General features: G+C 60.1%; 13 protein-coding genes. 10 read left to right on the forward strand and 3 right to left on the reverse strand.

The features are described 5' to 3' along the window. Positions 1-39: 39 nt before the first annotated feature. Positions 40-192, reverse strand: a complete 153-nt coding sequence (locus tag MHZ89_RS04115; RefSeq protein WP_120451527.1) for an AcrZ family multidrug efflux pump-associated protein — start codon at positions 190-192, stop codon at positions 40-42. A 134-nt stretch (positions 193-326) separates the two neighbouring features. Here MHZ89_RS04115 and modE point away from each other — a divergent pair, with 134 nt between their 5' ends. The 6 genes from modE (at position 327) to gpmA (ending at position 7,031) form a co-directional block, all read left to right on the forward strand. Continuing rightward, complete coding sequence (gene modE, locus MHZ89_RS04120; RefSeq protein ID WP_311781961.1) at positions 327-1,109, forward strand: molybdenum-dependent transcriptional regulator; 783 nt, start codon at positions 327-329, stop codon at positions 1,107-1,109. A 76-nt stretch (positions 1,110-1,185) separates the two neighbouring features. Beyond that, on the forward strand, positions 1,186-2,658 hold the full coding sequence (gene modF, locus MHZ89_RS04125; RefSeq protein WP_311781962.1) for a molybdate ABC transporter ATP-binding protein ModF: 1,473 nt from the start codon (positions 1,186-1,188) through the stop codon (positions 2,656-2,658). Between the two features lie 234 nt (positions 2,659-2,892). Continuing rightward, complete coding sequence (gene galT / locus MHZ89_RS04130) at positions 2,893-3,942, forward strand: galactose-1-phosphate uridylyltransferase (RefSeq protein WP_311781963.1); 1,050 nt, start codon at positions 2,893-2,895, stop codon at positions 3,940-3,942. Then, on the forward strand, positions 3,939-5,087 hold the full coding sequence (gene galK / locus MHZ89_RS04135) for a galactokinase (protein WP_311781964.1): 1,149 nt from the start codon (positions 3,939-3,941) through the stop codon (positions 5,085-5,087). The genes galT and galK overlap by 4 nt, the downstream gene beginning before the upstream one ends. Next, positions 5,081-6,115, forward strand: coding sequence for a galactose-1-epimerase (galM, locus tag MHZ89_RS04140; protein ID WP_311781965.1), 1,035 nt, complete (start codon positions 5,081-5,083; stop codon positions 6,113-6,115). The genes galK and galM overlap by 7 nt, the downstream gene beginning before the upstream one ends. A 163-nt stretch (positions 6,116-6,278) precedes the next feature. Beyond that, positions 6,279-7,031 (forward strand): 2,3-diphosphoglycerate-dependent phosphoglycerate mutase, encoded by a 753-nt coding sequence (gpmA, locus tag MHZ89_RS04145; protein ID WP_103794935.1) that lies wholly within the window; start codon positions 6,279-6,281, stop codon positions 7,029-7,031. A gap of 95 nt (positions 7,032-7,126) precedes the next feature. Here gpmA and aroG read toward each other — a convergent pair whose 3' ends face one another. Beyond that, complete coding sequence (aroG, locus tag MHZ89_RS04150; RefSeq protein WP_311781966.1) at positions 7,127-8,179, reverse strand: 3-deoxy-7-phosphoheptulonate synthase AroG; 1,053 nt, start codon at positions 8,177-8,179, stop codon at positions 7,127-7,129. 288 nt (positions 8,180-8,467) lie between these two features. Between aroG and MHZ89_RS04155 the strand changes: the two genes are divergently transcribed. The 4 genes from MHZ89_RS04155 (at position 8,468) to zitB (ending at position 13,475) form a co-directional block, all read left to right on the forward strand. Then, the gene (locus tag MHZ89_RS04155; RefSeq protein WP_311781967.1) at positions 8,468-8,824 is read left to right on the forward strand and encodes a YbgS-like family protein; all 357 of its coding nucleotides are present in this window, start codon (positions 8,468-8,470) and stop codon (positions 8,822-8,824) included. Positions 8,825-8,912: 88 nt separating this feature from the next. Further along, complete coding sequence (locus MHZ89_RS04160; RefSeq protein ID WP_311781968.1) at positions 8,913-9,494, forward strand: response regulator transcription factor; 582 nt, start codon at positions 8,913-8,915, stop codon at positions 9,492-9,494. Then, positions 9,476-12,529: an ATP-binding protein gene (locus MHZ89_RS04165; protein ID WP_311781969.1), complete on the forward strand. Its 3,054-nt coding sequence runs from the start codon at positions 9,476-9,478 to the stop codon at positions 12,527-12,529. The genes MHZ89_RS04160 and MHZ89_RS04165 overlap by 19 nt, the downstream gene beginning before the upstream one ends. Further along, positions 12,519-13,475 carry a CDF family zinc transporter ZitB gene (gene zitB / locus MHZ89_RS04170; protein ID WP_311781970.1) on the forward strand — a complete coding sequence of 319 codons (957 nt, stop codon included), beginning with the start codon at positions 12,519-12,521 and terminating at the stop codon, positions 13,473-13,475. Before MHZ89_RS04165 ends, zitB begins: the two co-directional genes overlap by 11 nt. Here zitB and pnuC read toward each other — a convergent pair. Then, positions 13,469-14,191, reverse strand: a complete 723-nt coding sequence (gene pnuC, locus MHZ89_RS04175) for a nicotinamide riboside transporter PnuC (protein ID WP_311782256.1) — start codon at positions 14,189-14,191, stop codon at positions 13,469-13,471. The genes zitB and pnuC overlap by 7 nt on opposite strands. Position 14,192 lies beyond the last annotated feature (1 nt).

Below are 14,192 nucleotides of genomic sequence, written 5' to 3' on the forward strand. Positions count from 1 at the left end.
GGCGCAATAAAAACGCCCGCAAGAGCGGGCGTCGGGAAATCAATGGGTGGAGCGTGAAGAGTGCTCGCGGCGGCCAAATTTCGAGATGACGTTGAACACCTCGCCCAGACCATAAATCAGGCCCAGCATAATCGCCATTACCACCGGCACCATAATCACCGCCACAGCAAGGCTTTTAATCAGTTCCAGCATGGAAGTCTCACTCAGCAAAGCAAAAAAGTGATTGTAACGTCTGAGGAAAAAAACGCACTGCCCTTTTCGTGCTTTTACTTTTTACGCCCGACACCGCTATGATCGTTGCATTCATATCTTCTGGAGACGCCCCTATGCAGGCTGAACTTTCCCTTACCATCCGGCTGCAGCAGAAGCTGTTTGCCGATCCGCGCCGGATGACATTACTGAAACGCATCCGCGAAACCGGCTCTATCAGCCAGGGCGCGAAGCTGGCGGGCATTAGCTATAAAAGCGCCTGGGATGCGATCAACGAGATGAACCAGCTGGCTGACGAAACCCTGGTGGATCGCGCTACCGGCGGCAAAGGCGGCGGCGGCGCGCAGCTGACGCGCTACGGCGAGCGTCTTATTCAGCTGTTTCAGCTGCTGGAGCAGATTCAGCAAAAGGCGTTCGACGCTCTGCAAAACGACTCGGTACCGCTCGACAGCCTGCTGGCGACCATCGCACGCTTTTCGTTGCAGACCAGCGCCCGCAACCAGCTGTTCGGCACCGTGGTGGCCCATGACGAACAGCATGTGGTGCAGCACCTTCAGGTGCGGCTGGCGGACGGCGCAACCCAGCTTAACGTCGCGCTGACCCAGCGCAGCGTCGAGCGCTTACAGCTCGAAGCAGGCAAAGAGGTGCTGGTGCTGATCAAAGCGCCATGGATTCAGGTCAGTCGCGAGGCGTCGCAGGCGGATAATCAGCTCAGCGCGCAGGTGAGTCAGATTGAGCCAGGCGAGCAGATGAGCGAAGTGCTGATGACGCTGCCGAGCGGCGAAACCCTCTGCGCGACGCTGCCTAATCAGCAGGTGCAGCAGCAGAACCTGCAGCCCGGCGAGAGCGTGACGGCGAGTTTTAATGCCGAACACGCGATTATCGCTACGCTGCTCTGATCGATGCGCCATGATTTGACTTCCCCGGCAGCTGTGGTTACAACTCGGTAATACAGTGCATAAAATGGGATAAATCATGGCTTCATTGCAAATTTCGCAAGGCACGTTTCGTCTTAGCGACACCCGATTACTCAACCTTAACGATTTGCGGCTGGCAGGCGGCCAGAGCTGGGCCTTCGTCGGCGCCAACGGCAGCGGCAAATCGTCGCTGGCGCGCGCGCTGGCGGGCGAGCTGATGCCGGAAAAAGGCGATTTTATCAGCCAGTTCGCGCGCCCGACGCGTCTGTCGCTGGAGCAGCTGCAAAAGCTGGTCACCGATGAATGGCAGCGCAACAACACCGATCTGCTGAGCGAAGGCGAAGATGATACCGGCCGCACCGCGCTGGAGATTATTCAGGACGAGATAAAAGATAACGCGCGCGCGCAGGCGCTGGCGGAGCGGTTCAGGATTAGCTATCTGCTCGACCGGCGCTTTAAATATCTTTCCACCGGCGAAACGCGCAAAGTCCTGCTCTGTCAGGCGCTGATGAAACAGCCCGATCTGCTGATCCTCGACGAGCCTTTTGACGGCCTTGATGTCGCCTCGCGCGCCAGCCTGACGGAGACGCTGGCGAGCCTGCAGCAGCCCGATGTCGCGCTGGTGCTGGTGCTCAACCGTTTTGACGATATTCCCGACTTTATTCAGCAGGTAGGCGTGCTGGCGGAGTGCACCCTGACCCACGTCGGCGCGCGCGATGCGATCCTGGCGGAGGCGCTGGTGGCGCAGCTGGCGCACAGCGAACAGCTGGAGGGCATGGCCCTGCCGGAGCCGGACGCCCCCGATCAGCTTCCGCAGCTGGCGGAGGATGCGCCACGCGTCATACTGCGCAACGGCGTGATTTCTTACAATGATAAAGCGGTAATTAACGGGCTGAGCTGGCAGGTGAACGCCGGCGAGCACTGGCAGATCGTCGGGCCTAACGGCGCGGGCAAATCAACGCTGCTGAGCCTGGTCACCGGCGATCATCCCCAGGGCTACAGTAACGATCTCACGCTGTTCGGCATCAGGCGCGGCAGCGGCGAAACCATCTGGGATATCAAACAGCATATCGGCTACGTCAGCAGCAGCCTGCATCTCGACTATCGCGTCAGCGTGAACGTGCGCACCGTGATCCTCTCCGGCTTTTTCGATTCGATCGGCCTCTATCAGGCGGTATCGGAAAGGCAAAAGGCGCTGGCGCGGCAGTGGCTGGCGCTGCTCGGTATGGACAACGCGCTGGCCGACGCGCCGTTCCACAGCCTCTCCTGGGGTCAGCAGCGGCTGGTGCTGATCGCGCGCGCGCTGGTGAAGCATCCGGCGCTGCTGATCCTTGATGAGCCGCTTCAGGGGCTGGATCCGATTAACCGCCAGCTGGTGCGCCGTTTCGTCGATATTCTGATTGGCGAAGGCCGCACGCAGCTGCTGTTTGTTTCGCACCATGCCGAAGACGCTCCGCGCTGCATTACCCACCGCCTGAGCTTTGTCCCTGCCGCAGAGGGCTACACCTACCAGCAGGAGAGCCTGCGTTAATCAGCGCGACGCCGCCCGGCGGCGTCCGCTTATTTTCCCTGACCCGTCTTATGTAACCGCTACCATTGCTTAGCCTTTTTAACCTGCCTGTCCCGCTGCAAAAGGCTTTGAATAAGAATTTTCAGCTTGTGTAAACGATTCCATTTATCCAGACTTGATCACGCTTTACCGGGCGCTGATGTGCTATTTTTTAACAATGCCTGTCTGGCTTTTTGACGTTAACCAGGACTCAACATGGAAAAATTTAACCCGGTCGATCATCCGCATCGCCGTTACAATCCGCTGATCGATCAGTGGATCCTCGTTTCGCCACACCGTGCCAAACGTCCCTGGCAAGGCGCGCAGGAAACCCCATCGCAAGAGAGGCTGCCGGCGCACGATCCGGACTGCTTCCTCTGCGCGGGCAATACGCGCGTCACCGGCGACAAGAACCCTGACTATAAAGGCACTTACGTCTTCACTAACGACTTCGCCGCGCTGATGACCGATACGCCAGAAGCGCCGGAAAGCAGCGACGTGCTGATGCGCTGTGAAAGCGCGCGCGGCACCAGCCGGGTGATCTGCTTTTCGCCAGACCACAGCAAAACGCTGCCGGAGATGTCGCTGCCTGCGCTGGAAGAGGTGGTAAAAACCTGGCAGGAGCAGACCGCCGATCTCGGCCAGCGCTATCCCTGGGTGCAGGTTTTTGAAAACAAAGGCGCGGCGATGGGCTGCTCCAATCCTCATCCACATGGTCAGGTGTGGGCCAACAGCTTTTTACCCAATGAAGCGCAGCGCGAAGACAGTAATCAGCGCGCCTATTACGCCGCGCACCGCTCGCCGATGCTGGTGGACTACGCCGCGCGCGAACTCAGCGACGGAAGCCGCACCGTAGTCGAGACCGAACACTGGCTGGCGGTGGTGCCCTGGTGGGCGGCCTGGCCGTTCGAGACGCTGCTGCTGCCGAAGAAAGCGCAGGTTAAACGCCTGAGCGATCTCTCGCCTGAGCAGAGCGCAGATCTGGCGAAGGCGCTCAAGCAGCTGACCAGCCGCTACGACAACCTGTTCCAGTGCTCTTTCCCCTACTCCATGGGCTGGCACGGCGCGCCGTTCAACGGCGAAGAGAACGATCACTGGCAGCTGCACGCGCACTTTTACCCACCGCTGCTGCGCTCGGCTACGGTTCGCAAATTTATGGTCGGCTACGAAATGCTGGCTGAAACCCAACGCGATTTAACGGCGGAACAGGCGGCGGAACGCCTGCGCGCCGTTAGCGATATTCATTTCCGCGAGGCAAAACAATGAGCTTAAAAAGCACCACGCAGCAGATTTTCACCGACACCTTTAGCTATGCGCCGACCCACACTATCCAGGCGCCGGGCCGCGTTAACCTGATTGGTGAACACACTGACTACAACGACGGCTTCGTGCTGCCGTGTGCCATCGACTATCAGACGGTAATTGCCTGCGCGAAGCGCGACGATCGTCAGGTGCGTGTCGTCGCGGTGGATTACGATAATCAGCAGGACAGCTTCTCGCTTGACGCGCCGATTATGAGCGTGAAAGAGCCGATGTGGGCCAATTACGTGCGCGGCGTGGTGAAACATCTGCAGCAGCGCGACGCCAGCTTCGGCGGCGTTGATATGGTGATCAGCGGCGACGTCCCGCAGGGCGCTGGCCTGAGTTCGTCAGCGTCGCTGGAAGTGGCGGTCGGCACCGTATTTCAGCAGCTTTATCACCTGAAGCTCGACGGCGCGGCTATCGCCGTCAACGGTCAGGAAGCGGAGAACCAGTTCGTCGGCTGCAACTGCGGCATTATGGACCAGCTGATCTCCGCGCTGGGCAAGAAAGACCATGCCATGCTGCTCGACTGCCGCACGCTCGGCACCCGGCCGGTCTCTATGCCGAAAGATATCGCGGTGGTGATCATTAACTCTAACTTCCGCCGCAATCTGGTCGGCAGCGAATACAATACGCGCCGCGAGCAGTGCGAAACCGGCGCGCGCTTCTTTGCCCAGCCTGCGCTGCGCGACGTAGATATTGAACAGTTCAAAGCGGTAGAGCACGAGCTGGATCCGCAGGTAGCAAAACGCGTGCGTCACGTTCTGACCGAAAATGCCCGTACGCTGGAGGCCGCCGACGCGCTGAGCAGAGGCGACCTGAAACGCATGGGCGAGCTGATGGCGGAATCTCACGCCTCTATGCGCGATGATTTTGAGATCACCGTTCCGCCGATCGATACGCTGGTTGAGATTGTCAAAGCGGAGATCGGCGAGCGCGGCGGCGTGCGTATGACCGGCGGCGGCTTCGGCGGCTGCGTCGTGGCCCTGATGCCGTTCGATCTGGTCGACCAGGTGAAAGCGGCGGTCGCGGAGCAGTATGAAGCGAAAACCGGCATCAAAGAGACGTTCTACGTCTGCACCGCCTCAGAAGGAGCCGGCCAATGTTAAGCGACGTCAATTCACACGCGCCAGACGGCCAGCCGTGGCGCATTACCGTTTTACGCAACGCCAACGGCATGGTGGCGACGTTTATGGACTGGGGCGCGACCTGGCTATCGGCGCGCGTGCCGATGCGCGACGGCAGCGTGCGTGAAACCCTGCTCGGCTGCGCCACGCCTTCCGACTATCTGCATCAGGACGCCTATCTCGGCGCGACTATCGGGCGCTATGCCAACCGCATCGCCAATGCGAAGCTGACGCAGCAGCATATTCAGCTTTCGGCGAATCAGGGCGAGCATCAGCTACACGGCGGGCCGCAGGGTTTCGACAAGCGCCGCTGGCAGATCGTCAGCCAGAGCGAAAACAGCGTGGTTTACCGGCTTGACTCGCCGGACGGCGATCAGGGTTTTCCGGGCAACCTGCTGGCGCAGGTGCGCTATGAGCTGGATGACGACAATTGTCTGTCGATCAGCTATCAGGCCGAAGTCGATAAGCCCTGCCCGGTCAACCTGACTAACCATGCCTACTTTAATCTTGACGCGCATCATGGCGACGCGCGCCAGCATCGCTTACAACTGCTGGCCGAACATTATCTGCCTGTCGACAGCGCCGGTATTCCCAACGCGCCGCTGAAAGCGGTGACAGGCACCAGCTTCGATTTTCGCGAGGCGAAGATCGTGGCGCAGGATTTCCTCGCCGATGCGGATCAGCAGGCGGTTAAGGGCTACGATCACGCCTTTTTGCTCGACAGCGCTGGCGACGTCAGCCAGCCTGCCGCGCAACTCTGGTCCGCCGACGGCGAATTGCAGCTGACCGTGATGACCGCCGCGCCCGCGCTGCAGTTCTATACCGGCAACTATCTGGCGGGAACGCGCGCGCGTGAGCAGGAAAGCTATACTGCTTTCCAGGGCATTGCGCTTGAGAGCGAATTTTTACCCGATTCGCCGAATCATCCTGAGTGGCCTCAGCCCTCATGCTGGCTGCAGCCGGGCGAGCGCTGGGAGTCCGTGACGCGCTACCGCTTTACGCCGCGCTGAGCCGCCGGATGAAAAACGCGCAGTGCGTCGCCGACAGGCTTACGCCCTGCGCCGTTTTCCGCTATGGTATGGCGCTATCCATGTGCCGCCGGGCGCGCGCGTCGGGTTGGTTGCAGCAAGGTTTCCATTATCGTAGAAACATCAAAGAGTTAAGGAGTTAACTATGGCCGTAACTAAGCTGGTTCTGGTCCGCCACGGCGAAAGTCAGTGGAACCAGGAAAACCGCTTTACCGGATGGTATGACGTGGACCTTTCTGATAAAGGTCGCACCGAAGCCAAAGCAGCCGGTCAGCTGCTGAAAAAAGAAGGTTTCGTCTTCGATTTTGCTTACACCTCCGTGCTGAAACGCGCCATTCACACTCTGTGGAACGTTCTTGATGAGCTGGATCAGGCCTGGCTGCCGGTTGAGAAATCCTGGCGTCTGAACGAGCGCCACTATGGCGCGCTGCAGGGTCTGGACAAAGCGGAAACGGCTGCCAAATATGGTGACGACCAGGTTAAACAGTGGCGTCGCGGCTTCGCGGTTACGCCGCCGGAGCTGGATCGCAGTGATGAGCGTTTCCCTGGCCATGACCCGCGCTATGCGAAACTGAGCGCTGAGCAGCTGCCGACCACTGAGAGCCTGGCGCTGACCATCGATCGCGTTATTCCTTACTGGAACGAGAGCATTCTGCCGCGCATCAAGAGCGGTGAGAAAGTGATCATCGCTGCGCACGGTAACTCGCTGCGCGCGCTGGTGAAATACCTCGACAATATGAGCGAAGATGAGATCCTTGAGCTGAACATCCCGACCGGCGTTCCGCTGGTTTATGAGTTCGACGAGAATTTCAAACCGATCAAACACTACTATCTGGGCGATGCCGACGAGATCGCAGCGAAAGCTGCAGCCGTCGCTAACCAGGGTAAAGCAAAGTAAGCGTGAGCTGAATGCAAAAAGGCCAGACAGATGTCTGGCCTTTTTTATTGCTGCCGACCGAGTGGTGACGTGAACGGCAACTGAGTTGCTGCTAATCAGCCGCGGCGCTGCTTAACGGCCGCTGCCAGCTGGCGCAGCACTTTATCTGTGTCATTCCAGCCGATGCAGGCGTCGGTAACGCTCTTGCCATAGACCAGCGGCTCGCCACTCTCCAGGCTCTGATTGCCTTCGACCAGATGACTTTCAATCATCACGCCGATAATGCCATGCTCGCCGCCTGAAATTTGCGCCGCTACGTCATCGGCCACTTCCATCTGCTTCTGATACTGCTTGCTGCTGTTGGCGTGGCTGAAATCGATCATCACCTGCTGAGGCAGACCGGCCTTCTCCAGCCCGGCTTTTACCGCGCTGACGTGCTGCGCGCTGTAGTTCGGCTCTTTGCCGCCGCGCAGAATGATATGGCAGTCCGCATTACCGCTGGTTTCCACAATCGCCGAGTGGCCGTATTTGGTCACAGAAAGGAAACAGTGCGGCGAACCGGCAGCGTTAATCGCGTCGATAGCCACTTTGATGGTGCCGTCGGTGCCGTTTTTAAAGCCAACCGGACAGGAGAGCCCCGACGCCAGTTCGCGATGCACCTGCGACTCGGTAGTGCGTGCGCCGATGGCGCCCCAGCTCATCAGGTCCGCCACGTACTGCGGCGTAATCATATCGAGAAACTCGCCCGCCGCCGGCAGTCCGCTGTCATTAATTTCCAGCAGCAGCTGGCGCGCCAGACGCAGGCCGTCGTTCAGCTGAAAGCTGCCGTCCATATAGGGATCGTTAATCAGCCCTTTCCAGCCCACGGTGGTGCGCGGTTTTTCAAAATAGACGCGCATCACTACTTCCAGCTCGCCTTTCAGCTCGTCACGCAGCTTCAGCAGACGCGAGGCGTACTCTTTCGCCGCCTGCGGATCGTGAATCGAACAGGGGCCGATCACCACCAGCAGACGATCGTCCTGGCCCTGCAAAATCTGATGGATAGCGTCGCGGGCGCTGGCAACGGTGCGAGCGGCATTATCGGTTGCGGGAAACTTTTCCAGCAGCGCAACGGGAGGCAGCAGCTCTTTGATATCCCGAATGCGTAAATCATCGTTCTGGTAATTCATTAATCATTCCATTTATTTCTGGCCCAACGCGCGTCGGGCACAACCCATCCAATTTATCCCGTTGCGCCCGGAGTGTAAATTCAGGACGCATCTTAAATGCACGAGTGAAATTTGCATTTATAGGGTTCTCAACTAGGCTTTTAATTGTAAGCACTGAGGAATGGTTCGCTTACATTATTTATGCCTTCCGGACGACCTTTGGGTGAAATTAAATTTCGCCGGAACATCTTTGCGTCAAACTGCAGCATCGGGTTTCAAACAGCAGCTTTCATTGATTACAGGAGCATAATGATGAATAAATTTGCAATGATTTTTCTGACGGCGGCAATGACATTAGGCAGCGGCGCGGCAATGGCCGACAATAACGGCACCGCTAACCAGGCGGCTGAAGCAGGCGCGGCAGCAGGCGGCGCAAAACAGAATCTGCCGCCGAATAATGTTGATAACAGCAAGATTAATAACACTGACACTAATACTAATCCTGCGGCTAATGGCGGCAGCACGAGCGGCAGCAATATGTCCGCTAACGAAATGGATCAAAACAGCCAGTGTAAAGATGGCAAGTGCCCGGATATTAACAGCAAGGTTCAGACCAAAGAGGGCGGCGGTAAAGTTGACCGTAAAACCGACGGCACCACGCAGTAATATATTCTGGAGAGCTTCGGCTCTCCATTATTTTTCTCTACGCTAACTTCCGCTATGCTGGGGCAATGAATCCTGTCAGGAAATGTTCATGGCCTCGCTGTTGTTGATAGATGACCATCCGCTGGTTGAAGTAGCGCTGGAAGCCGCGCTTGAACGAGCGCCCTTTCCCATCCTTTTACGATCCGCCGCCAGCGAACAGCAGGCGCGCCAGCTGCTGACGCAGCCCACCGACATTATCGTGCTGGATATCGGCCTGCCGGACGGCGACGGGCTGGAAATTCTGCGTCGTCTGAAGATCCACTTCCCGCATATCCCCGTGTTGATCTACTCGGCTCAACAGAGCAGTCACTATTTGCGCAGCGCGCAGGCGCTGGGCGCGGCGGGCTATATCGTCAAAAGCCAGCGTATGGAACAGCTGCTGAGCGCTATTCTCGCGGTGCTGGGCGGCCAGCTCGCTTTCCCGCCCGCCGCTGACGCGCCTGCCCTGCCGCTTACCAGTAAAGAACAGCAGGTGCTGGCGCTGCTGGCGAGCGGCCTCTCTAATCTGCAAATCGCCGAACAGCTGCATATCAGCAATAAAACTGTCAGCACCCATAAAAAGAATATTCTGGAAAAAACCGGCGCGCGCTCAGTGGTGGAGCTGGCCGACCTGTGGAAAGCGCAGCAGTGAGATGGCTGCTGCTACTGCTCTCTCTGGCCGCTACGCTAACCTGGGCGGAAGTACGGCCGGTCAGCAGCCTGGAGCTGCCGATGATGATGCCTGTCAGCGGCGCCGATACGATGCAGGGAAAAACGCTGCGCGTCGGGCTGCTGGAGGAGAGTAACGCGCCCTGGACGATGCGCGTCGGCGACGAGCTTTACGGTCTTGACGCCGACGCGCTGGCCGCGCTGCACCAGCTCACCGGCGCCCGCTTCACGCTAAAGCTGTTCGCCGATCGCGCGCAGCTGATGGCGGCGCTGCAGAGCGGCCAGATCGATTTTGCGCTGGGCGCGCTGCCAAACCCGCTGCCGGCGGGCGTACTGCACAGCGAAAGCTGGTTCAGCAGCCCGCTGCGTATTTATCGCAGCCAGCGCAACGCGCGCGCCGTAATGTTCAATAGCCAGAACGCGCAGCTCGCTATTAGCGGCGTGACGCTGGCGCAGCTGCCCGCGGCGGTTGCGGAAAAGCATCGCTGGCGCACCTACAGCAACGATCTCCAGGCGCTCTCCACGCTGCTGAATCAGCAGAACGACTATGTGGTGGCGGATGAGATCAGCGCCAGTTTTCTGCTCAGTCAGCTGCAGCAGGGCGAGATCTATCAGATCGCCTCGCAGCTGGATGTCGGCCAACTGACGCTGCGCGCTTTCGCCCGCGATGCCGGACTGATCGACTGGCTGAATCAGAGCCTGCGCCAGCTGCCTGCCGAGCTGGTGACCAATCTGCAGTCGCGCTGGGGCGTGCCGCTGCCGCGCTATCAGGATACGCAAACCCTGATGCTGAGCGCGGCGGAGCGCGCGTGGCTGCGCGCGCATCCGGTGATCTACTACGCGGCGGAGAGCGATAACGCGCCCTGGAGCTACCGTGACAGCAACGGCGCGGCGCGTGGCTACAGCGTCGATCTGCTGAACGCTATTGCGCAGAGCAGCGGCGTTCGCTTCGCGCCGCGCTGGGTCGCAGGCCCGCAACAGGCCGATGAACTGCTGGCGCAGCGTCAGGTGATGCTGCGGCTGACGCAGCCGCTCAACGGCGAAGCGACGCAAAACGCCACGCTGCCGGTCTGGCGCGCGCTGTGGGGCATTTACAGCCGCCGCGACGCCAGCTTTAGCCGCTGGCACGATCTGTCGGGCAAACGCATAGGCCTGTTGCGCGACGACGTGGCGACGCAGCTGTTGCCGCCGGACGTGACGCCGCAGGTCTTTACCGATCGCGCCAGCCTGTACGACGCGCTGGCGAATGGGCAGATCGATGCGCTGGCCGATAACGTATTATCGGCGCGCTGGCGCATCGCCGGACGCTACGGCGATCGGCTGCATCTCGCCTTCGCCGCCAGCGATATCGCCTGGCCGATCGCGCTGGGCGTGACCGCCGACCAGCCGCTGCTGCGTCCGCTGATCAACCGCGCGCTACAGCAAATTCCCGTCGACACGCAGCGTCAGATGCGTGACGGCTGGCTGACGCCGCCGCAGCCGGGCAATGTGATGACGATGCGCGCGCTGCCGCGGCTGGTACTCGCTGCGGCGGGTGCGGCTATCCTCATTTTGCTGCTGCTGCTGGCACGCCGTTACTGGCAGCAGCGTCGCGAACGGCTACAGCGTCAACAGGCCGAGCGCGCCAACGCGATGAAAAGCCAGTTTCTTGCCACCGTCAGCCATGAGTTACGCACGCCGATGCAGGCGATTCTGGGGCTGCTGGAGCTGGAAAAAGAGCGCTCCGCGAACCTGGCGCTGGTCTACAGCAGCGCCCGTTCGCTGCTGACGCTGCTGAACGATCTGCAGGATCACGCGCGTATTGAGAGCAACAGCTTTGCCCTTGCGCCGCGTCCGCTGGCGCTGGGCGAATGGCTGGCGCAGCAGCAGCATTTTTATCATCCGCTGATGCGTGCGGGCGGCCCGACGCTGAGCGTAGAGGCACTGACGCCGCTGCCGGATTGCGTGATGATCGATGCGGATCGGCTACAGCAGGTGATCAACAACCTGATGACCAATGCGCTGAAATTTACCACCCAGGGCGAGATACGCCTGACGCTCGCCGCCGACGAACGGCTGGTATTTACCCTGCACGACAGCGGCAGCGGCATTCCACCGGAAGAGCAGGCGAAGCTGTTCGATCCCTGGTATCAGGCGCCGTCCGGCAAAAAGGTATCGGTGCAGGGCAGCGGGCTGGGGCTGTTTATCTGCCGGGAGATTGTGCAGCGCATGGGCGGCGACATCGCGCTGCGCTCGCAGCCCGGCAGCGGCACTGACGTGACGGTGACGCTGCCGCTGCAGCGCTGCGAGGTCGTGCCGCAGGAGAGCGCCATTCTGCCCCGCTACGCCGCGCTGCGCGTCGCCATCGTCGACGATCATCCGGCGAATCTGCTGGTGTTGCAGCAGCAGCTGGCGCGGTTCGCGGTTGAGGCGGACTGTTTCGCCGAGGGGCGCGCCCTGCTACGCGCCGACGCCGCTCAGCCCTACGATCTGCTGTTTATCGACCAGATGATGCCGCGCCCGGACGGCCAGCTGCTGCTGCGGCTGCTGCGTCGCCGCGACCGCCAGCGTCAGACGCGGCCGATGCGGGTGCTCTGCTCCGCCGATGCGCAGCTGCTCAGCCTGCCGCTGCAGGAGAACGAACGTGTGCTGATCAAGCCGGTGCAGCTCAGCGATCTCGCCGCGCTGCTGGCGCATTTCGATCGGGATCCGCTGGCGGCGCTGGATGATAATCTGCGCCAGCTAGCGCAGCAGAACGAGAAATTTCTGGCGCGTCTCAGCCAGACCCTGCGCGACGCGTTGAACAACGATGTGGCGCGCATTACGGCGGCGCGCGCGGCAAACGACTGGACGCAGCTGGCGGAAGCGGCGCATCGCATGAAGGGAAGCTGGCTGTTGATCGGTATGCAAGAGGGCGCCGGGCTCTGTCAGCAGCTTGCCGATTGCGCTAAACAGCAGCAGGACGCGCCGGACGACTGGGATTTGCTACTATTACTCACCAACAGGCTACTGAAAAAACTGGACTCTTATGGCTCATAATCATTCTCATAGCGCGCCGGCAGGCAATCGTAAACGCCTCGCGGCCGCCTTCGCCGTCATGGCACTCTTTATGGTGGCGGAGGCGGTTGGCGGATGGATCTCCGGCTCGCTGGCGCTGCTGGCCGATGCCGGTCATATGCTTACCGACGCCGCTGCGCTGCTGATGGCGCTGCTGGCGGTGCATTTCGCCCAGCGCAAACCCAACGCCCGTCACACCTTTGGCCTGCTGCGTCTTACCACGCTGGCGGCGTTCGTTAACGCAATCGCCCTGCTGGTGATCACCGCGCTTATCGTCTGGGAGGCGCTGCGTCGCTTTTACCAGCCGCAGCCGGTGACTGGCGGCCTGATGCTCGGCATCGCCGTTGCAGGCCTGCTGGCGAATATGCTCTCTTTCTGGCTGCTGCATCATGGCAGCGAGGAGAAGAACCTTAATGTGCGCGCCGCTGCCCTGCACGTAATGGGCGATCTGCTCGGCTCGGTCGGCGCGATTGTAGCGGCGTTGATTATTCTTTATACCGGCTGGACGCCCATCGACCCGATTCTGTCGCTGCTGGTGTCGCTACTGGTGCTGCGCAGCGCCTGGGCGCTGCTGCGGGAAAGCCTGCACGAACTGCTGGAGGGCGCGCCGGAAGTGATCGATGCGGAGAAGCTGACGCGCGATTTAACGCTGAATATTCCCGAAGTGCGCAACGTGCACCATGTACACGTCTGGCAGGTGGGCGAGAAACCGGTGGTAACGCTGCACGTGCATGTGATCCCGCCTTACGATCACGATGCGCTGCTGCAGCGTATCCATCACTATCTGCACCAGAAGTATCAAATTGAACACGCTACGGTGCAGATGGAGTATCAGCCTTGCGCCACGCCCGACTGCGATCTTGGCTTTAGCGGTGGCTCAGCGCCGGAGCATCACCATCATCACGGCGAACATGCGCATTCTCACTGACGCGCCAGCGCGCGCGAGCCATGCTGGCGCGCGCTCGCTATCCACATGCGCGAACCGTTAACCGCAATCAGCGTCAGGATCACATACTCCAGCGCCATGGCGTAGACGCCCTGACGCGCGAAAATCATTACGCTGATAATGTCGATAACCACCCACAGCAGCCAGTTTTCGACATATTTGCGCGTCATCAGGATCATCGCCACGATGGAGAGCACCATCATGCTGGCATCCCAGAACGGAAAGGCGTCGGGCTGCAGCGTCGGCATCGTGACCTGCAGGCCAAGCGCGTTCATCAGCGATACGGCGATCTGGCTCAGAAAGGCGAAGACCGGATCGATATAGCGCGTCATCAGCGCAATGGCGATAACGCAGACCGCCCCCCAGCCCAGCGCTTTTGGCAGCGGCAGCCAGCGGATTTTCAGCGCAGCCTGGCGATCGTCGGTTTGCCGGCTCCATGCGTACCAGCCATAAACATTCGCAACGAAGAAGAAAAGCTGCAGCAGCAGGCTGGCGTAAAGCTGAATCTGAAAGAAGATTGCGGCGAACAGCGTGACGTTGATCAGGCCGAACGGATAGTTGATGACTTTCTCCAGGCTGGCGAGCCAGATGCAGAGCAGTCCCGCCAGCGTGCCGATGGCTTCAATCCAGGAAAGATCGTAGCCGCCCGCGCCGAGCGGGATATGAACCAGGATATTGCTTGTGCTGAAAAAATCCATC

It is taken from the genome of Pantoea sp. ACRSB (assembly GCF_022346905.1).
GTDB lineage: Bacteria > Pseudomonadota > Gammaproteobacteria > Enterobacterales > Enterobacteriaceae > Pantoea > Pantoea piersonii.

What these genes read in the sequence shown, in the direction of transcription:
- MHZ89_RS04160 (WP_311781968.1), top strand. Translation starts at nt 8,913, where the DNA reads ATGGCCTCGCTGTTGTTGATAGATGACCATCCGCTGGTTGAAGTAGCG.
- MHZ89_RS04115 (WP_120451527.1), bottom strand. Translation starts at nt 192, where the DNA reads ATGCTGGAACTGATTAAAAGCCTTGCTGTGGCGGTGATTATGGTGCCG.
- galM (WP_311781965.1), top strand. Translation starts at nt 5,081, where the DNA reads ATGTTAAGCGACGTCAATTCACACGCGCCAGACGGCCAGCCGTGGCGC.
- aroG (WP_311781966.1), bottom strand. Translation starts at nt 8,179, where the DNA reads ATGAATTACCAGAACGATGATTTACGCATTCGGGATATCAAAGAGCTG.
- modF (WP_311781962.1), top strand. Translation starts at nt 1,186, where the DNA reads ATGGCTTCATTGCAAATTTCGCAAGGCACGTTTCGTCTTAGCGACACC.
- galK (WP_311781964.1), top strand. Translation starts at nt 3,939, where the DNA reads ATGAGCTTAAAAAGCACCACGCAGCAGATTTTCACCGACACCTTTAGC.
- modE (WP_311781961.1), top strand. Translation starts at nt 327, where the DNA reads ATGCAGGCTGAACTTTCCCTTACCATCCGGCTGCAGCAGAAGCTGTTT.
- zitB (WP_311781970.1), top strand. Translation starts at nt 12,519, where the DNA reads ATGGCTCATAATCATTCTCATAGCGCGCCGGCAGGCAATCGTAAACGC.
- galT (WP_311781963.1), top strand. Translation starts at nt 2,893, where the DNA reads ATGGAAAAATTTAACCCGGTCGATCATCCGCATCGCCGTTACAATCCG.
- MHZ89_RS04155 (WP_311781967.1), top strand. Translation starts at nt 8,468, where the DNA reads ATGATGAATAAATTTGCAATGATTTTTCTGACGGCGGCAATGACATTA.
- gpmA (WP_103794935.1), top strand. Translation starts at nt 6,279, where the DNA reads ATGGCCGTAACTAAGCTGGTTCTGGTCCGCCACGGCGAAAGTCAGTGG.
- pnuC (WP_311782256.1), bottom strand. Translation starts at nt 14,191, where the DNA reads ATGGATTTTTTCAGCACAAGCAATATCCTGGTTCATATCCCGCTCGGC.